This is a genomic window from Actinomycetota bacterium, assembly GCA_018333515.1.
Lineage (GTDB): Bacteria > Actinomycetota > Aquicultoria > Aquicultorales > Aquicultoraceae > Aquicultor.
The window spans coordinates 188356-209852 of record JAGXSZ010000030.1 but is presented as its reverse complement, the minus strand read 5'-3'; the positions used below and the strand labels follow the sequence as shown (position 1 = coordinate 209852).

The following is a 21497-nucleotide window of genomic DNA, read 5'->3' as shown; positions in this document are numbered from 1 at the left end:
CCGTCTTTTTAATCGAGATACTTAACGTTTCGTCGTTTACCAAATTCTATTAGCCCGGCCTGCCGGCCATCGTCTGTTTTTCGATTGCCGATTAGGGCATCAACCCGACATGGCGCAGACCCGTCCGCTGGTCCCAACCCATCAGGATGTTCATGTTCTGTATCGCCTGGCCGGATGCCCCTTTTACGAGGTTGTCGATGGCGGATACGACGATGACCTTGCCGGTTCGCTCATCGAGGGCCAAGCCGATGTGGCAATGGTTCGACCCCGCGACATTCTTCGTCTCGGGATATTGCCCCTCCGCAAGTATGTGTACAAACGGTTTGCCCGCATAGAATGAGTGATAGAGTTCGAACAGCTCGCCCAGGCTGGTTTTGCCGTTGACATCGGCGTAGGCGGTCGTCAAAATACCCCTGCTTACAGGCATCAAATGCGGAGTAAACGATATCGTCATCTCCTCGCCCGCCAGCTGAGACATATACTGCTCCATCTCGGGCGTATGCTGGTGGACGCCGCCTACTTTGTAAGCTGTGAGGCTACCCTCCACTTTACAGAAGTGGGTCCCGGGCTTCGCGTCGCGTCCCGCCCCCGACACACCGCTCAGCGAATCGACGATTATACCGCTCGTCTTCACCGCCTTCGCCCTCAGCAACGGCGCCAGCGCCAGAAGCGCGCCCGTCGGATAACACCCCGGGTTTGAGATAAAATCCGCGCCCTTGATACTTTCCTCAAAGAGTTCGGGTAGCCCGTAGACCGCTCTGCCTATCAACTCGGGGTTGGTGTGCTCGGTCTGGTACCAGGCCTCGTAGACCGACGCGTCCGAGAGACGAAAATCGCCGCTCAAGTCGACGACCTTATAGCCATAGCCCGCCGTCAAGAACTCCGGGGCGACCTCCATGGCCTTCCCATGCGGCAAAGCGAGAAAGAACGCGTCGGCGCTCTTGCCGGCGCTCTCTAAATCGTAAGCTTCGAAGGTGAGGTCGACCAATCCCGTAAGGTGCGGGTAGACGCTCGTCACCTTGGTATCCGCGTACTGGTTCGCCGTCACGTAAGTGATTTCCATCTCAGGGTGGAGCGCGGCCATCCGCATCAATTCCGCCCCGGTATATCCGGATGCCCCGATTATTCCAATTCTTAACGCCATGCCCGCTCCTAAATCAATTCGAAATTTATTTAATATACTGTATATTAGCATAATCGGCACGTTTTATACAATATATTAAATGTTATATACTAAAATTATCTAATTTTAGTTGATTGTTTAACATTCCCCGGACATATAGCGTGTTTTATCGCTGTTCGTGTTGGACGGGTAGCATATTTTGTTGGTGTTGGTGTTGGTGTTGGGAAAGCATTTTATCGCTCGCAGACAAGCTAGCGGAGAAAATCCGGCGCAATCGGTGTGCAACGGCGACGTTAGATGTTGAAAATCGGCTCGGCGACCCCGCGGTGGACGATAACCCTTTTGACCTTTTGTTTCGGGGCAATCTTCTCGTTATTGGATATCACCGAATGCTCGATGATCGAGGACCCGCCTATGCGGCAATCGTTCCAGATGACACTATTCGATATCTCCACCCCGGCGCCGATTTGGCACCCATCGCCGATTATCACATTCGGTCCGATGCGGGTTCCCCTGTCAACGGCGACCCCTTCTCCTATCAGCACCGGCTCCTCTATCCTGACGGTCATGTCGATTTCGGAAAACTCGTTTATCCAGAGATTATCGCCTATAAGTCGCCCGTCTATCGGCAAGCGCGTCTTTCCGGAGATGACATCCCGGCCGGCCTGGATATATCTATCGACCTTGCCGATATCCATCCAATATCCCTCGGCGAAATGGGCGTAGAGGGTGCCCTCGTCGGCAAGGGGTATGAGCACCGCTTCGAGCAAACTCGAGTATCCCGTCGGAATCATCTCGATAACGGAGGGCTCGAATATCCCGATTCCGGTGTAGACCCCGTTGGTTATCAGGTCGCCCGATTTCTTATCGATTAGTATGCGCCCGTCGGAGCTTACGCCTATCTGCTCGTAATCGATATCATCCTGCTTCGACAAGACCAGCGTCGCTTTGGCTCCCGTCTTTATGTGACCCTCAATGACGCTTGGTAAATCGATGTCGGTGACTATATCGGTGTTGATTATGACGAACCGGTCGTCGGCGAGGAATTTGCCGATTTTGCGGATAGCGCCGGCGGTCCCCAAAAGCTCCGTCTCGTACGAGTACTGAATAGGACAGTTCCAGCGCGTGCCCGCGCTTATTTCATCCTTAATATCATCCTTTAAAAAGTGGAGGTTGATAAATATCTCGTCGAGTTCCAGGGATTGCACAGACTCCAGCAGCCTGATGATAGACGGCCGGTTTGCGATTGGCATAAGCGCCTTCGGTTTTGTGAGGGTCAGCGGCCGCAGCCTCTCGCCGAGGCCGGCCGCGAGCAACAACGCACGCATTGTCTGTAAGTATACCGTGTAAATGGGAGCGGATGTAGGGTTAATTCAATAAAGCTACCAACTTCGCCGCTCACCCCGCTACATGCGAATCTCGGCGCCGAGTTCCTTGTTGAGGCGCGCGATTATCCTGTCGCGGGCATCGAGTGTCTCTTCATCGGTGAGGGTGCGCTCGGGAGCACGGAAGACCATCGTATACGCCATACTCTTCTTGCCGTCGGGGACCCCTTTGCCGGTGTACAGGTCGAAAAGCTTTGCCTGCTCAAGCAATGGTTTGCCTTCGGCCTCGATAAGCTCTATCAGGCTTTCTTGCGCGACCGCGTCATCGACGAGGACCGCGATATCGAACGTTATCGCGGGGTGTTTGGGTATCTCGGTGAGTTCCCTGCCGATTATCGCGTTGTCTATCAGTTTGTCCATATTGAACTCGCCCACATAGGCGGTGAGCATATCGAACGCCGCCAGCACATCCGGGTGGACTTCGCCAAGGTAGCCGATGGGCTCGTCCCCGATGAGCAGCTCGGCGCTCTTGCCGGGGTGAAGAGCCGGGTGCGTGAATTGACGGAGCGACCAACCGGTCACGCCGATTTCGTCCAAGACCGCCTCGACGGCTCCCTTAAGGTCGAAGAAATCGATATTTCGCGCCTTTTTGTGCCATTCATCGGCTTGCCGGGCGCCGGTCAGGGCAATACCGAGCATCGCCTCTTCATCCGGCATCTCTTTACCGTTTTCATGCCGGAATATGTGGCCCACTTCAAAGACCTGGACATCGTATTGCTCGCGGTTGATATTGTATTTGAGCACCTTGAGCAAGTTGACCAGGAGCGTCGTCCGCAAGACCGACAATTCCTCGCTGAGCGGGTTCATTAATTTTACAAACCAACGCAGCGGGTCGCCGTCGGGAACCTGGAGTTTGTCGACCTCACGCGGGTCTATTAAACTGTATGTGATTATCTCCGACAAGCCCGACGCCAAAAGCCGGTCCTTAATCGACTCCACAGTCTTCTGGCGATGGCTCAAGCCTCCCTGCTTGCCGCTGCTCTCGGGCAACGTCGACTCTATGTTGTTGAAGCCGAAAATACGGGCGACCTCTTCTATTAAATCTATCTCACGCTCAAGGTCGGGACGGAATGTCGGTACGCTCACCGACATATCTTCGGTTCCATCGATGACCGAGACCGTCAGCTCGAGTCTTTCGAGGATATCGGTTATCTCCCGCAGGTTGAGTTCGGTCCCGAGAATCCCGTTTACCCGTGCGGTGCGAAGCGTCAGCTTCCTCGGCTCTATCTTACTCGGATAAACGTCGATGACTCCGGCCGACACCTCGCCGCCGGCATACTCGGCTATCAATTGCGCGGCGCGGTCGGCCGCGTATACGGCGCCGTTGGGGTCGATGCCTTTCTCGAAGCGCGCGGACGCCTCCGAGAGCAAACCCATCTTGCGCGCCGTTCGCATAATCGAATCGGGCTCGAAATAGGCCGACTCCAGCAAAATATCGACCGTGGTCTCGGTGACCTCGGTCTCGGCGCCGCCCATTACACCGGCCAGCGCGACCGGCACCTCTGCGTCGGCGATGACCAACATGTTCCGGTCCAGCTCGCGCTCGACGCCATCGAGCGTCGTGATCTTCTCGCCCGGCTTGGCCCGGCGCACGATTATCTTGCCCTCTTTAAGCGTCTTCAGGTCGAAAGCGTGCAAAGGTTGCCCGGTCTCGAGCATCACCAGGTTGGTTATATCGACGATATTGTTTATCGGACGCATCCCCGCTTTTTGCAGGCGCTGCTCCATCCAAGCCGGGCTCGACCCGACTTTGACGCCTTTGATGATGCGCGCCGCGTACCGCGGACACAGCTCGAGGTCATCGATGACAACGGCGGCGGCGTCCTCAGCCTTCTCGGCGGCCTCTTTGACGCTCACAGCCGGCTTGCGAAGCTCGTTTCCGGTTATCGCCCGAACCTCGCGCGCAACCCCTATCATCGCCAGGCAATCCGGGCGGTTCGGCGTTATCTCGAGGTCGACGACGACGTCATCGAGACCGAGCGCTTCGGTAAAGAGCGCGCCGATCTCGACATCCTCAGGCAAGATATAGATACCGGCGGCATCGGTGCCCAACCGCAGCTCAATCCGCGAGCAGAGCATCCCCTGAGAGATTACGCCTCTTAGTTTGGCGGCCTTTATCTCAATCCCGTTCGGCAGTTTCGCGCCGACGAGCGCGACCGGGACCTTGTCGCCCGGTTTGATGTTTTTGGCTCCGCAGACTATCTGTAGCGGCTCCGCCTGTCCGATATCGACCTTTGTCACGCTAAGCTTATCCGCGTCGGGATGCGGCTCGACCTCCAGCAATTGGCCGATGCGCACATAATCCAGGCCTTTTCCCATGAATCGCACGCTCTCGACCGCCGTCCCGCTCAAATTGAGCTGGTCGGCCAGCTCGTCCACAGGGAGTTCAAAGTCTATATATTCTTTCAACCAACTTAGTGGAACCAGCATCCGAAATCCTCCTTACAGCCCACAGCCCGCGGCTGACAATATCCTAAAATTGCTTAACAAAACGCATGTCGTTTTCGATAAACATCCGCAGGTCGGGAACGCCGTGCATCAACAGAGCGATGCGCTCGACACCCATGCCAAAAGCGAAACCGCTGACTTTTTCAGGGTCGTAACCGACCTCCGTCAGCACGTTCGGGTCGACCATGCCCGCGCCGAGTATCTCGAGCCAGCCGCTTCCGCAGAGCCGGCAGCCCCGGCCGTCGCAGACCGCGCACGATACGTCGACCTCGGCGCTGGGCTCGGTAAACGGGAAGAAGTGCGGCCGCAACCTTATCTTGCGCTTTTTACCAAACATCTGCTTGGTAAAAGCCTCAAGCGTCCCCTTTAAATCGCCGAAAGTTATGCCCTCGTCGACCGCCAAACCCTCGACCTGATGGAACATCGGCAGGTGCGACGGGTCCGGGACATCCCTGCGAAACGCTTTGCCGGGCGCTATTATGTACACCGGCGGCTCTTGCTCTTTCATCACGCGTATCTGCACCGGTGAGGTGTGCGTCCGCAACAAGATATCATCGTCCGCGGGATGGACGCTTTCTTTCTTGATATAGAATGTGTCCTGCAGGCTACGCGCCGGATGGTCGGGCGGCTGGTTGAGCGCTTTGAAGTTAAAGTAATCTATCTCCACCTCCGGCCCTTCGGCGACTTTGTAGCCGAGACCGATGAAGATACCGGTTATCTCTTTGATAACCTGCGATATTAAATGTTGGCTGCCGTGCGCCGCCCTCCGTCCGGGGAGGGTTATGTCGACAGCCTCGGTCGCCAATCGCTCCTCGACCTCGGCTCGCGAAAGCTGTGACTGCTTCGCGGAGATGGCGCCCTCTAAACGCCGGCGGACTTCGTTCGCGGCCTGTCCGACGAGCTTTCTCTCATCGGCGGGGAGCTGTCCCAGCGTCTTTAAGACCGACGTTATCCGGCCTTTCTTGCCGAGGAACTCGACTCTTACCTGGTCCAGTGCCCGCAAGTCGGAGGCGCTTTCAACGGCTCCCTTCGCCTGCTCGTAAATATTATCTAATTCCGCTTTCGACGCCATCTCCCAACATCACCTTCCCAAAATATAATAATATGCGTTGCGAAATCCCCGAGCATGCCGATGCCGACAAATCCCGCTAATCACCAAAAAAATGGGGCCCTTCTCCTCTACCAGGACGAGAAAGGACCCGCGGTACCACCTTGATTCAGAGACTCAAGACCGGACGTAAATCGCGACTAAACGGTAAGCTTGTCCTTGGCGATAATCGCAATCTCGGCAAAAGCCTCCGGGTCGTGCAGCGCCATGTCGGCCAAGACCTTCCTGTCGATATCGACCTCAGCGAGTTTCAAGCCGTTTATTAAGCGGCTATATGAAAGATCGTTGAGCCTCGCGCCCGCGTTGATTCGCGCTATCCACAATTTGCGGAAATCGCGCTTCTTGGCTTTTCTGTCCCTATAGGCATAAGATAGCGAGTGCAAGACCTGCTCGTTCGCCGCCCTAAATTGCTTACTTTTTGCTCCGCGATACCCTTTTGCAAGTTCGAGTATCTTTTTATGCCTTTTTCTGGTGCTCTTAGCGTTTCTGGTTCTTGGCATCAGAAATCAACTCCTTTAATAAAACTTTTATATTCCCAATATCATCTTAAGATTCTTCTCGTTCGCCGGTCCTACCACTCCGTCTTTACGGAGCTGTCTCTTGCGTTTAGTGCTTTTCTTGGTCAAAATATGGCTCTTGAACGCGTGTTTATGGACAAGCTTGCCCGTACCTGTAACCTTGAAGCGCTTCGCGGCTCCACGGTGGGTCTTCATCTTCGGCATAGTGTAACTCCTTTCCAGCTTGCTCGCTTTTCACAGCAGTTTTACCGCAAGTTACTCGCGGGCAAAAGTAATCGATTTAATCGTCGCGCTTTTTGCGCGCAAACTCCCAACTCTCTTAAGCACTGATTTGCCGGAGCTATGATGCGGAGCGAATATATCGTGAACATCCGGGTTCTTACTCTTCAGAATCTTCCGAGACCGGAGGCTTAAATAGCGGCGCCAATACCATAATCATATTGCGGCCATCCAATTTAGGATACGCCTCTATTTTGGCCATATCTTTAAGGTCGTCCGCTACCCTGTCAAGAAGTTTCCTGCCCAGGTCGGTGTGGGCCATCTCCCGGCCCCTAAACATAATCGTGACCTTGACTTTCGCCCCGCCTTCCAAGAACCTGGCCACGTGTTTCTTTTTGACTTCGAAATCGTGGCTGTCGATTTTCGGTCGAAGCTTCATCTCCTTGATAATAGTGGTAGCGGCATGCTTCCTCGCCTTCTTCGCCTTCTGGGTCTGCTCGTATTTGAACTTACCGTAGTCCATTATTCTACAGACCGGCGGGTCGGCCTGTGGCGCTACTTCGACCAAATCCAATCCCGCATCATAAGCGATTTGCAGCGCCTCCGACGTAGGCTTTATGCCAAGCTGCTCTCCGTCCTCTGAAATCAACCGAACCCTCGGAGTGCGAATCCTCTCATTTACGCGTGCATCTGTTGCGATACGCTTTCACCTCCCCTATTCCATGTCGACAAAACAGTACATATAAATCCTGCGATGAATCTCTACTCGCGCAACCTTTTAAAATAAAAAGGCGGACAGCAGTCGCCGCCCACCTGACGTGGTACACCTTAACCCTTTTAATTGCTCTTAGGCATCTTAGGGTGAGAAGCAACTTTTGGCCGGAACCCCGGCCCACCTCTTCTTCCAATCTTCTATTTTAGGATGCGTCTCAGGTTATACCTGCCGCCCCCGGCGCCCCGGTAAACCCGGGCACCTCGTCGAGACTGCCGCGAAATCAAAGAAGATGGTGGCGTGTCTCGAATAACTTACTAATTATCGCAGAGACCGTATGGCTTGTCCAGCATGAATTTAGGTTACACGCTATCCGGCTATGCGCCGCCCCCGTCGGCGGCCGCCGCCTCTGTCCCGCTCGAAAATGATTCGATTGCCGCAATTATCTCCTCGACAAAGGCCGCAAGCGCTACCGGGCCGCGATTTCCGCTGCGGTCACGTATCGCTACCTGCTCGTTCTCAATTTCTTTGTCGCCCACGACGAGCATATACGGGGTCTTCCGCAACTGCGCGTCGCGAATCTTCTTGTTTACCGACTCGGTGCGTATGTCCACGCCGGCGCGCACTCCGGCCTCTCGCAGCTTGCCGCCGACCGCCTCCGCGTACTCGTTATGGCGGTCGGCGATGGGTAAGACGACGACCTGCTCGGGCGCGACCCAAACCGGAAACGCTCCCGCGTAATGCTCGATTAAGACACCGATAAACCGCTCCAGCGACCCCAAAATCGCCCTATGTATCATGATGGGCCGGTGTTCCTGGTTGTCGGCGCCGACATAAGTGAGGTCGAACCGCTCCGGAAGGTTGAAATCGACCTGTATCGTCGTGCATTGCCAAGACCTACCAATCGCGTCGCGAATCTTGACATCTATTTTCGGCCCGTAGAAGACGCCTTCGCCCGGGTCTATCTCGTACGCCAGACCCGCCTTCTCAAGCGCCGCGCTCAACGCGCTCGTCGCTTTGTCCCAGTTCTCCTGGAGACCGACCGACTTCTCCGGCTGGGTCGACAGGTAGACGTCGTAATCGTCGAACCCGAAGCCCTTTAAGATAAAGCTCATCAGCTCGATAACATCGAGTATCTCGCTCTCAATCTGCTCGGGCGTGCAGAAGATATGCGCGTCGTCCTGTGTGAACCCGCGCACCCTGAGCAGCCCGTGCAAGACGCCGGAGCGCTCGAAACGGTAGACCGTGCCCAGCTCCGCCCACCTAATCGGCAGCTCACGATAGCTCCTAGTATGGCTCTTATATATCTTGATATGCCCCGGACAGTTCATCGGTTTGACGACGTAATCGGTCCCCTCGACCTCCATCGGCGAGAACATGCTCTCGCGATAAAAATCCCAGTGGCCGCTGGTGCGCCACAGGTCGACCTTGGCTATATGCGGCGTCGCTATCAACTCATAGCCTCGCTTGATATGCTCATTCTTCCAGAAATCCTCGATGACTTTGCGCAGAATCGCGCCCTTGGGATGCCAAAGCGGCAACCCCGCGCCGAACTCGTCGTCGATGGTAAAGAGGTCGAGTTCCCGACCGAGCTTTCGGTGGTCGCGTTTTTCGGCTTCTTCGAGCCGCGCGAGATGCGCCTTGAGTTCCTTCTCGTTAAAGTAGGCCGTCCCGTATATTCGCTGGAGCATAGGGCGCTTCTCGTCGCCTCTCCAATATGCCCCGGCTACACTGAGGAGCTTAAACGCCTTAAGCCTTCCGGTCGACATCACATGCGGCCCCCGGCAAAGGTCGAGAAACTCGCCGTCTTTGTAGACGGAGACGTGCGCGTCCGCGATTTCGTCGATAAGCTCCAACTTGTATGGCTGCCCGCTAAATTCGCGCCTGGCGTCGTCTTTGTTCATCTCCCGGCGCTCGAAATTCAAATCCTCGGAGATTATCTTGGCCATCTCCGCCTCTATCGCGGGGAGGTCATCTACCGAGATGCGCTTTTCGAGGTCCAAGTCGTAGTAGAAGCCGTCTTGGATGGTCGGGCCGATACCGAGCGCTACATTAGGATAAAGGCGCGTCACCGCCTGGGCCATAACGTGCGACATGCTGTGCCTCATTATATCGATGCCCTCGGCGCCGCTCTCGGTGATTATGGAGACCCGGTCGCCGTCCGCGAGCCCGGTACCCAGGTCGACCGTCTCATCGTTGACTATGGCGGCGACCGCCGCCTTCTGGAGCCGCGCGCCTATCTTCCCGGCGAGGTCATAGACGTTCGCGCCCGTATCCAGCTCGATTTTCGCACCATCCGGCAAGACCACATTCATTTTTTCCATCGAAACCCTCCAAGGCGTAATACGCGTATCGACGCGGGCATAAATCAAACCAGCGCCCGGAAATATCCGGGCCTGCCTGAAGCTTTGCGGCTCCATATCCAAGCATACAGAAAGAAGTCTTCATAATCCAGAATACGCAAAGGGGCGACGCGAATATATTATCAAAGATTCGCGCCGTCACATAATCTCGGGGACGATGGCCCGAACCCAACACACCGTCGAAGCCGCTTTCCGGTACTCAAAAACATCTCATGTAACCCCCCTTACCTGCCGATGTCTTTCAAAGGACGCGCCTTAAGCGGTCGATAGACCTTTAAGGGCTTCGGAAAGGACAACATGCGATTTCGTGCATTCATTCTTTTCGCAGTCATGCTCGCAGCTTTCATCACCCCAGGTACGGCACCCTCTATAGCATCATCAATTGAACAGCCGCAATCAGTCGCGTCACAACAGACCGGGTCTATGCCCTCGGGCCGAACCACCGCCCCCGGGGAAATCCTGGTCAAAGTGAAGCCGCCCTATGGCGCGCGGGCGCTTTCCGCCATCAACAAATCCTTCCGGGCGCAATCGCTTACGACCCACAGCTACAACGGTATCCACCAGATAGTGCTGCCGGCGGGTACGGACGTCGAACGTGCCGCTCAAGAATACGCCGCGCTGCCTTATGTCGAATTCGCCGAGCCCAATCGCATTCGAAGGGCGCTTTACTCGCCAACCGACCCATACTTCAGCCTCCAGTGGGCGCTGCCTAAAATCGGCGCCCCCGACTTTTGGGATAAAGTACCCGTGACGCCGGTCGTCGTCGCCGTAATCGACACGGGCGTCGACTACAACCATGAAGACCTTTCGAACAAGGTAATCAAAGGATACGATTTCATCAACAACGACAACGACCCCATGGACGACCACTTTCACGGCACCCATGTGGCGGGCATAATAGCCGCTGAGACGAACAACGCGGTCGGAATCGCCGGTGTCGCGCCTGGCGCGAAGATACTCGCGATCAAAGTCCTTGGCCGCGACGGTGAAGGGACCGACCTTCAAATCTCGAAAGGCATCGTGTACGCCGCCGACAACGGCGCGAAAATAATCAACCTCAGCCTCGGCGGGCCGGGCTGGTCGTTCGTCCTCGATGACGCCGTCCAGTACGCGCGCAAAAAGGGTTGCCTCGTAGTCGCGTCCGCCGGCAATGCCGGAACCAGCGAAACATATTACCCCGCAAGCTATGACGGTGTCGTCTCGGTAGGGGCGACCGACTCCTATGACAAGAGAGCGTATTTCTCGAATTTCGGACCCGATGTAGACATAGCGGCGCCGGGAGTCGACATCTTGAGCACCTACAATAAGGGCGGCACCCCGACCTATGTCTATGCCGGCGGCACATCGATGGCCGCACCCGTCATTTGCGGAGCGGCGGCTCTGATATCCGCCGGCAACCCGACCTACACCGCCGACCAGCTCCAGCGCGCGCTTTTGCTCGCGACACAAGACTTAGGAACGCCGGGGCGTGACGACTACTTCGGTTACGGCCTGGTCGATTTGCGCAAAGCGGCCGTCCAAAAGCGGATAACCGCCGAGGATACCGCGCCCGAAATCGCCGCGAGCGGCTCCTGGCAGAGCATCGCTTCGGCAAGCGCGAGCGGCGGAACCCTTAAGAGCGCCTCCGCGGCGGGCTCATCGCTGACCATGCGCTTTAGCGGCGCGTCGATATGCTGGTTCGCCCGGACAGGCGACTCGGGCGGCATAGCAAAAGTATACATCGATGGAGCCTTCGTCAAAGAAGTAGACCTCTACAACCCGACGACCAACTACCAGCAACCGGTCTTCTATAAAGAATCCCTGAGCGCCGGCAATCACACGATAAGGATAGAGGTGACCGGCGATAAAAACACAAAATCGCGGGGCCGGGATGTCAACGTCGACGGCTTCGATATCGGCAACGGAAATGTTGCAGCCGGCCCGATGCCGCCGACCGGAGTCGTGGTCAACATTAAACCCCGCTCGGTCGAGATAACCTGGAACAAGCCCGCGACCGGCAAGGTCGCCGGATACAATATCTACTGCTCGACCACGATATCGGGCAAGTGCGTCAGGATAAACCGCGCCACGATAACTAAGAACACCTTTACGGTAATGCCGCTAAGACGCAACGCGGCCTACTACTACAAAGTCACCTCGGTCGATGAGGCGGGCAACGAGAGCGCGCCCGCTAACCCCATCTCGATCAAAGCCGCCCGCGATATCCGCAAGTAAAATCGTCACACGCGCTTATTAGGAAATCTTTTGGTATTAGGATGCTTGGGTTGAAGGACGCCTTAGACACGGGCGTATTACGCTTGAGGCAATGTGTGCGTTGGGGTTTAGGCGCAATGTGTTTCAGGTGAAGGTTGCTTTGGGCGTTGTGTGCCCCATAAATAATTGTTGAATGCCCGGAGAACAAAATAAGATGCAGGCCCGGGCGGTAGACCTTTTTCTTAAAGATTGGCCACCGTTAAATCCCGCTTTCGCCTGCATCTCTTGGTAACATTATTATCGGCACCCTGGTAAAATATATTAACATTATTTGACAGTATAATTGCATTTTTTGCCAGGTGTTGAGGTTGGTTTGATGGGTTGTGGTAGGTTTGTTTTGCTCTATTCCCAGATGCGCATGCTTTCCTCCCGTCTTTTCCGCAACTAGGTGCGAAAGCAGCCGCCGTGCGCCCTCAAAGAGAACGGCTCGCATCGCTGACCCCCTAGGGAATCCGCCGAAAAGTCGGGTTCAGCGAAGGGTAAAAAGCGCTGCTTTTTGACGGGCTGGAATGGATTCGTTGGGCGCGTACTTCCTCATGCCTTACGTCCCCTCTCAACGCGCGCAGGCAAGACATAAAGAAATTGCGCGAGGGCGTTTGCAAACTCAATTCCCTTTGCGGCGTCTGCGGCCTCTGGTAGTGCAGCCGCTTCGTCTGCATGCCGTTGATCGTTAGCATCGAGGCGAATTTCATGCGCCCATGCAGCCATTTCGTCCGTTATGAGATGCGCCGTTGCAGCGGCATCAATACGGGAATTCAACGAGCCATCTTTGAAGCCTTTGTCCTTTAGCATGGCATCGACGGCACTAGCAGTCAGCATTACAGCACCCGCCGGAGCATGGAGGCTTGCTGCCGCCTGAGTAAGAAACTCACGCGCGCGAACCGGCAGTGTGTCAGAGACGGAAAACGGACTTGGCCAGATATTCGATATATCAGAATTGTTAACTTTCGCAGACGCAGCTGTAAGAACCATGCCACCACATGAAGCACAGTGGTACAGAAACCACCGCCGCGAATTACCCCCTCCGTGTTCTGTCGATGTGCCGTTCCATTCGTTTGACAAGCGCGGTTTTGCGATGCCGCAATGAGGGCACCGTTCGAGAGGGAGTTGATTACCGTTCTTCATGTTAGCCTCTGTGGTATAGCGTTGCCGCCCAACGCTGAAGCTCGCTGGCGGCAATGGAGCTCAGCGGAATTGCCGTCCGGTGCAGCGCCTTGTTGTGCATTATTATTCATTTGCTCCCATCAGATATCCGGTCGTTAACCCCTTGCTGCGAAACCACTCTTTCAAAGTGCGCTTATTTCCGGCAAGCTGGGTGTCGATATCACTGTTCATCGGTGACAACCACAAGGGCCATCCGATGAGGCGTTCGACAATTTTTTTGATCTTTTGGAAATCAGCTTCGCAAAGTTCGCGATAAAATGGTTTGGCACGATCATCGGCATCTTCGAGATCAAGTTTAGCACATACGGCATCACGAAGTAGTTCAGACCAAGCCATAATAGACTTCGAGGAAAATATTCTGTTTAATCGATGCTGCTCGGTATCGTCCCGTAAAGCTTTTGGATTCCAGTTGTGAAGTGCCATGCCGAACAAAATATTCAAAAGTCGAATGTTGTTCTGGAACTCATATTCCCTCTTGTACGCATCAGATGTCATGCTGTCTTCGACTGGATCGGTAAACAGAAAGCATGCAAATAATGATTTAGAAAGCATGTCAACAGTAATAGGTTGAGAGCTTGAGCTTCGGTTACTTGTAGATACAAGGGGCTTAGCCAGGTTTTCAGTATCCTCAAGAATCGAATTATAAAGATAGCTTCGGAATCTTTTGTTCCTTTCGCCACGAGTCAATTCGGCATCCTGAATCTTTGCAAGATAATCTAAAAAACCAACCTCACTCTTGATGGTGCCATCCTCAAGTTTCCTGTAGTCTTCAAAATCCTTTCCAAATTGACTTCCCAGCTTGAGGATCATTACTGAGGAAAAGAACCGTGTTTGGGCGAATTTGTCATGTGCGGCGATATTGGTCTGGTTCAAGATTCTGACATCCGGACGAATGTAAATCTTGCACTCGAATGAACGACGCCCACTCCACAGAAGAGCCGCCGCCTTGTGTTGACCGTCAAACAAGAGAACATTATCATCGTGAATACGCCCGATTGAAGGCTGGAGGACAGGGTATATCTGAAAATGCCTGTAAAGGTCGAAAACTTTGTCGAAAATAAGGAAGCGCGGCTGCAACCCAAACTGGTGGTTTTCATCATCGTCACTGTTGAGCACGGAAACGGGGAGTGTTGCATAAAAATACTTCCATCCAGTTCTCTCGCAAGTCCATAAATCGTGTGTCGAGTTGTGTGAGTGCGATTGAAGCGATATGTGCCCGTCTCTCTCAGTTACTGTCACAGCGTCTCCAAAGGAAGCAATATCGTCTTCTTTCTTCAGATATTCGAAAAGATGGCGTAGTGTAAGCCGATCTCCCTGCTTAAAAAAATCCTCGAGCCGCAACTTGATGCGAAAATCGCCAAGGCTCAGTGTTCCCTTTGCCTTATTGTGGTGCTCGCACATTGGCGCAATGTTATCAAGTGCGCTTTCCCCGCCCAACGCGAACGCACGTATATGATCGAAGTGAACCGATTCCGTTGCGGGTATGTCGTGACCTGTGGCGAAACATTTTCTCCCGTGTCGCTTAAGGATTATCTGCTTTTCCTCATCATCTATCTGTCGTTTAAGAGTGATCGCCATTTAATACCTCTTTTATATTTGCCCAACGCTCGGATTTAGGGGTGGCGGCGCGTTAGCGCCGACGTCCTCTGGAACCCGTTGTTGGGCCCGCCGCTACTTGGTTGGGACACGGGCGGGAAACTCGTAGATAAACTTCAGGAGCATCTCAGAAAAAGAGATAAGCTCAAGAGCGTCTTCAGCCGACATGAGAACAATCTCATGAGTTGCCTCGTTTCCCTTCTTCCGAATGTGATCTACCCAACCTTTTCCATTCGGTGGGACATAGCCGTTGTTTGCTAGGAACTCTACATAGAAGATGAACGCTTTGCCTGGCTCAGCCTTCTGCTCCACAGCTATATGCATGAGCAGCTTTCGACAAGCGAGTACCGCTGCCGTGAAGGCATTAACCGAAACGCAACGACGCGCCTCGTTGTAGATGGCCTCCAATTCCTTTGGAAGGTAACCAACATCATTGCCGGGAGCAACACCAGGCGTCTGATTATTACCGGGCTCGTCGAAAAATGATAGTTTATTGCAGTGAGGGCATGGATAGGCCAGGAATTTTCCGTCCTTATCAAAGAACCCCTTGTCGGTCGCAACAATATTGCCGCAGTATCCACAGCGATACTTACGCGATTCTATTTGACTTTCATTGTTCCAAGCCATTGCTACTCCCATTTTTAGGCCCAACGTCTGACGGATAACCTGCGAGCGAAGCGAGTCAGGTTGATCCGTTTGTTAGACAACTCTTCCGTCCGAGTTCTCGATTTCCGTGAGAACCGTGTCTCTTTCGATGGAATCCAAGTACCGGCCGAACGGTTCTCTGACGTACCGAGCGATGCCAGGTCCCGTGACCATCTCAGAGAGTGCGTCTATGATTACCGCGCGCGAATCAGGTGCGAGCTCGCACCAAGCTGCCCAGTCCAAAGACAGGTCGTTGAAGCGTTCTATCGAGACTCTAACCTCGTAGAAGGTCTCATCGCCCTTTAGGAGGAAGAGCCTGCTGCGCTGCATCGCGAATGACCGGGAGCTTGAGCGACGCGCCCAATGAAGGCGTTCTGCGTCGACCACGTCAACGATTCCCGCCCGCTCAAGCAGCTCCTCCCACGAGTGACGCTCACGCAGCACGAACGAATCATCGTGAAGTCCCAGCGCCCGCACGAAATCGACGAGGCGGCGAAACCGTACGACACCTCGCGCCACTTCGCGCTCATTGGAGGAGCCAATCGTAGTGAGGATCGCAGTCTTGAGGTCCGCGAACTGTTCTGTGAGTACGTCGATGCGTCTCGCCTCTGACTCGCGCTGTCTCTGCTCGTTGAGCAGGCGCTGGAACAGACTGGACCACTGACGACGAAGTGTCTCCTCAATGTCCTGGACCTTTCCGAACGGAAAGACGCTGTTATTGCGAGTTCGATGGCGCAGGAAATTGATGAACTCGAAGATGAACCTCGCGGTCTCGGGCTTCTCGATCGAAGGGAAGGTGATTTCTGAGAGGATTGGCTTGTTCTTGTTCTTCTCGTACAGAGCATGGTCGTGCCAGACGCGTTCGTCGACAAACGTGAACACGGGCAAACCCTGTTCGACCGCCTTCAGAATCTCAAGCTGGGTTACAGAGGCCGCATCCAGGTCCTTCAGGGCGTCCACGCTCTTGCTTTCGGATTGCAGCTGCTCGAAGTCGATGGTCGCAAGGGCTTCGGGGAAGGACTTGCCACCGTATCGAGAGCCGACGATGAGGACGACCACGTCGCAACTCGCGACTTCGTCCACGCAGCTCGTATGCGTGTGGACTCGAGGGTCGTAGAGCACGTCGTTGAAATCACTCATCACAGGATCGTGGCCAAGCGACTGCAGAAAGACCCGCAGCTGCCCACGCACCGCCGACAAGTCATAGCAGGTCGAAGAAACGAACACCCTGAGTCCCGCCATCATTCCCCCACTTGTCTTCGTGTTTGCCTAATAATGTATATAATGATCCGTATAATACTCCAAATTCATTGATTGTGTCCATATAAGACGCCTGCTAAAATTCGTAACTTGCGGATATAATCAGTGCTAGATGTGGCTGTTGACATGAAACGCTATTTTATTATTGTGTCTTACACTGATCGGCATATAATCCTCTCCAAAGCTACCGTATTTAATCTTACAACATATCGACGGGGCTGCGAACCCCAGCTGCTCTGCGATTAAAGACGTTGGTGTAGAGCATTGAAGACCACTAAATACTATGATTAAATAGCACCAATGATTTCCCTGAAGCTGTTTAGCAGGCCTCAAGGTTTTCGATGATTTCTAGCGCCAGCTCGTCGGGTTCGGGTAGATTGTCCAGGTCGGCTAAGCTCTTGTCTTTGAGCCAGAAGATATCTAGGCTGGTTTTGTCGCGGGCGATGATTTGTTCGTAGGCGAATTTGCGTAGGCAAGGGGCAAGGGGGACGTTGTTACGGTGGCGAGCTAAAGGAATTGTACAATAGTAAAGGCTCTCCCAGGCAAAAGGAAATCCGTAACTCCCGTAACAACGTCCCCTGCTACCCCAATCAAACTTGACAGTTTCCACCATTCGATACCCGAGGCGCTCATAGAGATGACAGGCGCGCAGGTTGCTCACTTCAACATTGAGCGCGCATTTATTGCAATTCATGTTTCTCGCTTTGTGCTCTGCGTAAGACATCAAGTAAGTCCCGATGCCTTGCCCTTGGAAATCAGGCAACACGGCCAGTGTGTTGATGAAGTACTCATCGGCGCCCGCTTCTCGTGCGAAGGCAAGCGGTAGCGCCCTTCGCACAAAGCGAATGAATTTAATCGCGCCATATATTTCCCAGAGTTGCTTCCCCGTTGAGATTCCTAGATGGTTCATCATCCTGCCCGGATAACTGAGCAATACGCCAATGACCTTATCGTCTGCTTCAACTACATCGGTAAATTGATAGCTGAGCCTGTTCCGTTGTTGCGTGAAGAGTTGGGTGAGGACACCGAGTGCTTTTGCGGGGTCGCCTGCGCCAAATAGATAGTTTGCGAACTCTCCCATTGTCATGTGAATCAGGAAAGTAACGGTTCGAAAATCGGCGGGCGTGGCTGGTCGTACAGGAAGACTACTCAGCATGTATCATCACCGTGTTCATCGCGGTTGTCTGGCTTGAGAAAATTCTCGACGTCGAGTCCCTGGTTTCCGTGAGATGGCTCGTGGAACAAGAAGACAGCCGTTGATGGAGCAAACCCAGTGCGGATCCGGTAGCGTTCCTCCTCGGGTCTCCTTTGCGGCGCCCTCTCTTTGGCAGGTCAACTGCCGACACAGGCCGGCTATCGACTTGTTCCTGGACGACCCCTACCACCACGGCCTCCTCAATGCGTCTAACTATGTTTAGAGATTCCATAAATTCTTTCGGATAGCGCAGGCCGCCTTCCAATAGGTGAGTTGCGAATGAATGTCGGAAGGCATGGGCTTCCCTATCCTAAATACGTGAATGAAGCAATCGAGAAGAGAGCGGTTTAACCTTCTGCCATTCATTTGATGCATGCTCGGCCTGCCGCAAATCATAATTCCTCTGCAGATTAAGCCAAAACTCAGGAGTCGTATCAAACGCGCGAGATAAACGAAGTGCCATATTCGGAGTAACAGCACTTCTTTCATTTACAATCTTAGATAATGTCTTTCTTGAGATACCCAGAATCGACGCTAACTCGTTTATGGTCAAGGATAACGGTTTTAAATAATCTTCTTTTATAATCTTTCCGGGGTGCGTTGGTTGTCTTGTCATTGTTTTCATGTTACTACCTCTTAATGATAATCGTCATAATCGACGATATAGGCATCGCCGTCAATAAACTTGAAAACCACACTCCAATTTCCAGATACCCTCACAGCATATTGATCTTTTTTGTCGCCCAGGGGTGGCGCGATTTGCCGTCCATTGGATTGATTTGTGATGTAGCTATTCTTTTACCTCTCTTAGCTTACCGTTTAGAAATTTATGAATTATACTGGCAACATAGGTCTGATAAGGCAACCCTTCCGTTATTGCCTTTCTTTGCAGTTCGTTCAAGTCTCTTTCGGAAATTCTTATGTTTAATCTTTTATCTTTCTTTAAAGTACTTCTTGCGTACTTCATCAGTTCTGATTTTCTTTTCGAAAGGTCCTTTTCTGGAACCCATTCGCCTTTTTCAAAACTGTCCAATATTTCCTGTTCTTCTTTAGTTAAATCAGTTTTCATTCTCTTCCTCCAAAGTAGATTTCTGTTGCCTTTCTACTGGGGATAATGGTTTTTAGAAATATTTCCTCTTCATTCTCAACATAAGGTACAAGATACGCATAATTATTTATCCCGATTGCCATTATCCGTTGTCCCGAATATCTTTTCTGATTAGGATGTTGATAGTCATCCAACAAACCACCCTTTTCAATATAATAAACAATGTCCTCGAAACAGACGCCCCTTAATTCCTTGAGTTTTAGGCTTTTCTGCGTATTCCAATTTATATGCTTCATTATTTCCTATATTACCACAATGTGTGCATATTAGCACAACTAGGCAAACTATAAAATCTATTTCCGCATAACGTCTGATGGACAACCTGCGCGCCGTGCGGCTCCAGTTGTAGGGGACGTTGCTACGGTTGCTACGGTTGCGAGTTGAAAATATCGTACAATAGCAAAGGTTCTCCTAAAACAAGAAAACATCCGTAACTCCCGTAACAACGTCCCCAAACCCTCAACGTCCCCAAACCCTCATAATCGATTATTTTTCAGGTTTAATTATCCCTACATAACGTTCTTGCGGATAACCCGCATGCCAACGCTGACAGAGTACGAAAACCACGCGCGTGCCGGGTTGATCCGCGGGTTATGCCCGACTAAGCGAAGATTGCGATTGGCATTACGTGTATTGCCGGGCCGGGTATCTCCCACTCTAGCGGCGGGAAAGAGAAGCCGCCAAGTTCAGGACTATCGAAGGCCTTCTTCATGTCGGCAAGCGCCGACGGTGGAAGCTTACCCATCGCCGACTTCCGATTGAGGCTGATGGGCTCATCCGTGTCGGCAACGACTCTGGTGAGCTTGCCGACAACACGGAACGTGCCGTCAACAAGATCGGCCATCGATGGGTCATTCAGGTACTGCTGCTCCAGGGTGATCACGGCGCGGTGAGAGGACCGAAGGGGACTTGTTGTGAGGTCCACCGTGTCGCTGCCCTTCAGCGTCTTCACGAAGGATTCCATCTGGCGCTTCATCTTGTTCAGGTCAGAGGACTGGCCACCCTTCTGCTTTGGCTCGCCCTGCGAGAATGCCTGCATCATGTCGACCAGCTCAACAAACGAATCGATGGTCTCGAGCAGCGGGTTCCGCTGCAGCACAGCCGAGAACTCAACAATATCGCCCGGCGCGAACGCCGCGTCGCTTGCGTCTTCGATGATGAAGTGCTTCTCCCGAAGCAGAGCACGAAGAGCGATGAACAGCGAAGCAGGTGTGTGGATTCGCTGTTCGCTGCGAGTCTCGCCTGTTTCGTTCGCCAGCCCACCTCCCGCTTTCCCCGAGAAGTCAATGCGCAGCAGCGAAGACAACGCCTGACTCAGCCCGAATGTGGAGGAAACCTCACCGGTCACGCTACTCGAGTCGGACTGCGTCTGGGACACCTGCGTCACGGCTGCTATCCCGCCCTGAAGCATGGCAACGAGGTCGAACACCACTCGCTGGTTCAGATACACAGGGATGATCAGGTCTTCTCGATCTACCATTTCCACTCCCCCAAAGAATGTGCATAACGTTTGACATAAGGGGCGCGCTTTAGCGCGTCCCGCTTGATGGATGGGTTAGGCAGTTTCTACCTATCACTACTTAATGACTGCGCCTGCTGGTCTTGCATACTGACGAAACCTCCAGCAGCTATTATGCAGGCTATTAGAACTAGCGCTCCAAACGTAATAATGCCACCACGTTTTTCTCGATTAGATGCCAAGGCAATTTGTAAAATTTCTAGGCCTTTTACTACAAGGTAAAAAGCAAGTAAGTACGTGATTATTTGAAGCATGCCAGCCATAAAATTCCCCTTTGTAAGCCTAACGTGTTGCGCATAACCCGCGCGACGAGCGATTCCAGTCTATCCCAGCGCTTCTGCGCGTCGGGTTGATGCGCTTGTTAGCCAGAGCCAACGTGCTAGTGCGGCTACTCTGCGAGCTGCTCGCGGAGATTGTCGGTATCAACGATCTCCCACAACTCGTCAATCTTGCCGTCTCGAACGTGTGCGAATAGTGCCTGGTCCACCCTGAAGGATCGGCCTTGCGCCGAGAACGTGCCGTACGCACCGCGCAAGGTACCGGTAACGACGCAACGAGCTGCCACCACCGGGCCATCGGCCACCACCTCAAGGAACTCGTGATGGATGTCCGGCATGGCGTCTCTGGCTTTGCGCCAGGAGTTCCTCTCGTTCTGCAGGCCGACAGTAGAGAGTCCTGCTGGGGCGTGCACGATGACGTCTTCGTGCAGGAACTGGTCGAAGGACTCCAGCTCTCCTGCATCGCCGGCGGCAAACAGACCAGGAAGCAACGACTTGGGCTCTCGCATGACGTCCCCCACTCTCGGACCCCGACACTCATCTACAGTCGATTCCCTACCTCATGCTTCTGGCTAACTATGTTTATACTGATCCGCATAATAC

21 protein-coding genes are annotated in these 21497 nt (G+C 53.4%); 1 reads left to right on the top strand and 20 read right to left on the bottom strand.

What is annotated here, in order from left to right:
• Positions 1–91 precede the first annotated feature (91 nt).
• The 8 genes from KGZ93_08205 to thrS form a co-directional block, all read right to left on the bottom strand.
• Complete coding sequence (locus KGZ93_08205; protein ID MBS3909591.1) at positions 92–1144, bottom strand: N-acetyl-gamma-glutamyl-phosphate reductase; 1053 nt, start codon at positions 1142–1144, stop codon at positions 92–94.
• Positions 1145–1416: 272 nt separating this feature from the next.
• Positions 1417–2451: an NDP-sugar synthase gene (locus tag KGZ93_08200; protein MBS3909590.1), complete on the bottom strand. Its 1035-nt coding sequence runs from the start codon at positions 2449–2451 to the stop codon at positions 1417–1419.
• A 78-nt stretch (positions 2452–2529) separates the two neighbouring features.
• Entirely contained in the window at positions 2530–4938 is a 2409-nt protein-coding gene (locus KGZ93_08195; protein MBS3909589.1) for a phenylalanine--tRNA ligase subunit beta, read from the bottom strand.
• Positions 4939–4981: 43 nt separating this feature from the next.
• Positions 4982–6028, bottom strand: coding sequence for a phenylalanine--tRNA ligase subunit alpha (gene pheS / locus KGZ93_08190; GenBank protein MBS3909588.1), 1047 nt, complete (start codon positions 6026–6028; stop codon positions 4982–4984).
• 176 nt (positions 6029–6204) lie between these two features.
• Entirely contained in the window at positions 6205–6564 is a 360-nt protein-coding gene (gene rplT / locus KGZ93_08185; protein MBS3909587.1) for a 50S ribosomal protein L20, read from the bottom strand.
• Positions 6565–6591: 27 nt separating this feature from the next.
• Entirely contained in the window at positions 6592–6786 is a 195-nt protein-coding gene (gene rpmI, locus KGZ93_08180; protein MBS3909586.1) for a 50S ribosomal protein L35, read from the bottom strand.
• 175 nt (positions 6787–6961) lie between these two features.
• Positions 6962–7501: a translation initiation factor IF-3 gene (gene infC, locus KGZ93_08175; protein MBS3909585.1), complete on the bottom strand. Its 540-nt coding sequence runs from the start codon at positions 7499–7501 to the stop codon at positions 6962–6964.
• Between the two features lie 389 nt (positions 7502–7890).
• Positions 7891–9837 (bottom strand): threonine--tRNA ligase, encoded by a 1947-nt coding sequence (gene thrS / locus KGZ93_08170; GenBank protein ID MBS3909584.1) that lies wholly within the window; start codon positions 9835–9837, stop codon positions 7891–7893.
• Between the two features lie 462 nt (positions 9838–10299).
• Between thrS and KGZ93_08165 the strand changes: the two genes are divergently transcribed.
• The gene (locus KGZ93_08165) at positions 10300–12090 is read left to right on the top strand and encodes a S8 family serine peptidase (GenBank protein ID MBS3909583.1); all 1791 of its coding nucleotides are present in this window, start codon (positions 10300–10302) and stop codon (positions 12088–12090) included.
• A 573-nt stretch (positions 12091–12663) separates the two neighbouring features.
• Here KGZ93_08165 and KGZ93_08160 read toward each other — a convergent pair.
• The 12 genes from KGZ93_08160 to KGZ93_08105 form a co-directional block, all read right to left on the bottom strand.
• A complete protein-coding gene (locus KGZ93_08160) occupies positions 12664–13254 on the bottom strand; it encodes a DUF4145 domain-containing protein (protein MBS3909582.1) in 591 nt (196 codons plus the stop codon).
• A 102-nt stretch (positions 13255–13356) separates the two neighbouring features.
• The gene (locus tag KGZ93_08155) at positions 13357–14871 is read right to left on the bottom strand and encodes an HNH endonuclease (GenBank protein ID MBS3909581.1); all 1515 of its coding nucleotides are present in this window, start codon (positions 14869–14871) and stop codon (positions 13357–13359) included.
• A gap of 93 nt (positions 14872–14964) precedes the next feature.
• Positions 14965–15516 (bottom strand): DUF4145 domain-containing protein, encoded by a 552-nt coding sequence (locus KGZ93_08150; GenBank protein MBS3909580.1) that lies wholly within the window; start codon positions 15514–15516, stop codon positions 14965–14967.
• Positions 15517–15588: 72 nt separating this feature from the next.
• A complete protein-coding gene (locus KGZ93_08145) occupies positions 15589–16776 on the bottom strand; it encodes a DUF4062 domain-containing protein (GenBank protein MBS3909579.1) in 1188 nt (395 codons plus the stop codon).
• A gap of 337 nt (positions 16777–17113) precedes the next feature.
• Positions 17114–17950 carry a GNAT family N-acetyltransferase gene (locus KGZ93_08140; GenBank protein ID MBS3909578.1) on the bottom strand — a complete coding sequence of 279 codons (837 nt, stop codon included), beginning with the start codon at positions 17948–17950 and terminating at the stop codon, positions 17114–17116.
• A 349-nt stretch (positions 17951–18299) separates the two neighbouring features.
• Positions 18300–18614 (bottom strand): HigA family addiction module antidote protein, encoded by a 315-nt coding sequence (locus tag KGZ93_08135; GenBank protein MBS3909577.1) that lies wholly within the window; start codon positions 18612–18614, stop codon positions 18300–18302.
• Positions 18615–18625: 11 nt separating this feature from the next.
• Entirely contained in the window at positions 18626–18775 is a 150-nt protein-coding gene (locus KGZ93_08130) for a type II toxin-antitoxin system RelE/ParE family toxin (protein MBS3909576.1), read from the bottom strand.
• A 4-nt stretch (positions 18776–18779) separates the two neighbouring features.
• Positions 18780–19058, bottom strand: coding sequence for an antitoxin (locus tag KGZ93_08125; protein ID MBS3909575.1), 279 nt, complete (start codon positions 19056–19058; stop codon positions 18780–18782).
• Positions 19055–19333, bottom strand: coding sequence for a BrnT family toxin (locus KGZ93_08120; GenBank protein MBS3909574.1), 279 nt, complete (start codon positions 19331–19333; stop codon positions 19055–19057). The genes KGZ93_08125 and KGZ93_08120 overlap by 4 nt, the downstream gene beginning before the upstream one ends.
• Before the next feature lie 365 nt (positions 19334–19698).
• Complete coding sequence (locus KGZ93_08115; GenBank protein MBS3909573.1) at positions 19699–20577, bottom strand: hypothetical protein; 879 nt, start codon at positions 20575–20577, stop codon at positions 19699–19701.
• Positions 20578–20663: 86 nt separating this feature from the next.
• A complete protein-coding gene (locus KGZ93_08110; GenBank protein MBS3909572.1) occupies positions 20664–20879 on the bottom strand; it encodes a hypothetical protein in 216 nt (71 codons plus the stop codon).
• Between the two features lie 125 nt (positions 20880–21004).
• Positions 21005–21403, bottom strand: a complete 399-nt coding sequence (locus tag KGZ93_08105) for an ester cyclase (GenBank protein MBS3909571.1) — start codon at positions 21401–21403, stop codon at positions 21005–21007.
• Between the last annotated feature and the right edge of the window lie 94 nt (positions 21404–21497).

Excerpts from the sequence above, each read along its gene's own strand:
- KGZ93_08205 (MBS3909591.1), bottom strand. The coding sequence starts at position 1,144 with ATGGCGTTAAGAATTGGAATAATCGGGGCATCCGGATATACCGGGGCG.
- KGZ93_08200 (MBS3909590.1), bottom strand. The coding sequence starts at position 2,451 with ATGCGTGCGTTGTTGCTCGCGGCCGGCCTCGGCGAGAGGCTGCGGCCG.
- KGZ93_08195 (MBS3909589.1), bottom strand. The coding sequence starts at position 4,938 with ATGCTGGTTCCACTAAGTTGGTTGAAAGAATATATAGACTTTGAACTC.
- pheS (MBS3909588.1), bottom strand. The coding sequence starts at position 6,028 with ATGGCGTCGAAAGCGGAATTAGATAATATTTACGAGCAGGCGAAGGGA.
- rplT (MBS3909587.1), bottom strand. The coding sequence starts at position 6,564 with ATGCCAAGAACCAGAAACGCTAAGAGCACCAGAAAAAGGCATAAAAAG.
- rpmI (MBS3909586.1), bottom strand. The coding sequence starts at position 6,786 with ATGCCGAAGATGAAGACCCACCGTGGAGCCGCGAAGCGCTTCAAGGTT.
- thrS (MBS3909584.1), bottom strand. The coding sequence starts at position 9,837 with ATGGAAAAAATGAATGTGGTCTTGCCGGATGGTGCGAAAATCGAGCTG.
- KGZ93_08165 (MBS3909583.1), top strand. The coding sequence starts at position 10,300 with ATGCCCTCGGGCCGAACCACCGCCCCCGGGGAAATCCTGGTCAAAGTG.
- KGZ93_08160 (MBS3909582.1), bottom strand. The coding sequence starts at position 13,254 with ATGAAGAACGGTAATCAACTCCCTCTCGAACGGTGCCCTCATTGCGGC.
- KGZ93_08155 (MBS3909581.1), bottom strand. The coding sequence starts at position 14,871 with ATGGCGATCACTCTTAAACGACAGATAGATGATGAGGAAAAGCAGATA.
- KGZ93_08150 (MBS3909580.1), bottom strand. The coding sequence starts at position 15,516 with ATGGCTTGGAACAATGAAAGTCAAATAGAATCGCGTAAGTATCGCTGT.
- KGZ93_08145 (MBS3909579.1), bottom strand. The coding sequence starts at position 16,776 with ATGGCGGGACTCAGGGTGTTCGTTTCTTCGACCTGCTATGACTTGTCG.
- KGZ93_08140 (MBS3909578.1), bottom strand. The coding sequence starts at position 17,950 with ATGCTGAGTAGTCTTCCTGTACGACCAGCCACGCCCGCCGATTTTCGA.
- KGZ93_08135 (MBS3909577.1), bottom strand. The coding sequence starts at position 18,614 with ATGAAAACAATGACAAGACAACCAACGCACCCCGGAAAGATTATAAAA.
- KGZ93_08125 (MBS3909575.1), bottom strand. The coding sequence starts at position 19,058 with ATGAAAACTGATTTAACTAAAGAAGAACAGGAAATATTGGACAGTTTT.
- KGZ93_08120 (MBS3909574.1), bottom strand. The coding sequence starts at position 19,333 with ATGAAGCATATAAATTGGAATACGCAGAAAAGCCTAAAACTCAAGGAA.
- KGZ93_08115 (MBS3909573.1), bottom strand. The coding sequence starts at position 20,577 with ATGGTAGATCGAGAAGACCTGATCATCCCTGTGTATCTGAACCAGCGA.
- KGZ93_08110 (MBS3909572.1), bottom strand. The coding sequence starts at position 20,879 with ATGGCTGGCATGCTTCAAATAATCACGTACTTACTTGCTTTTTACCTT.
- KGZ93_08105 (MBS3909571.1), bottom strand. The coding sequence starts at position 21,403 with ATGCGAGAGCCCAAGTCGTTGCTTCCTGGTCTGTTTGCCGCCGGCGAT.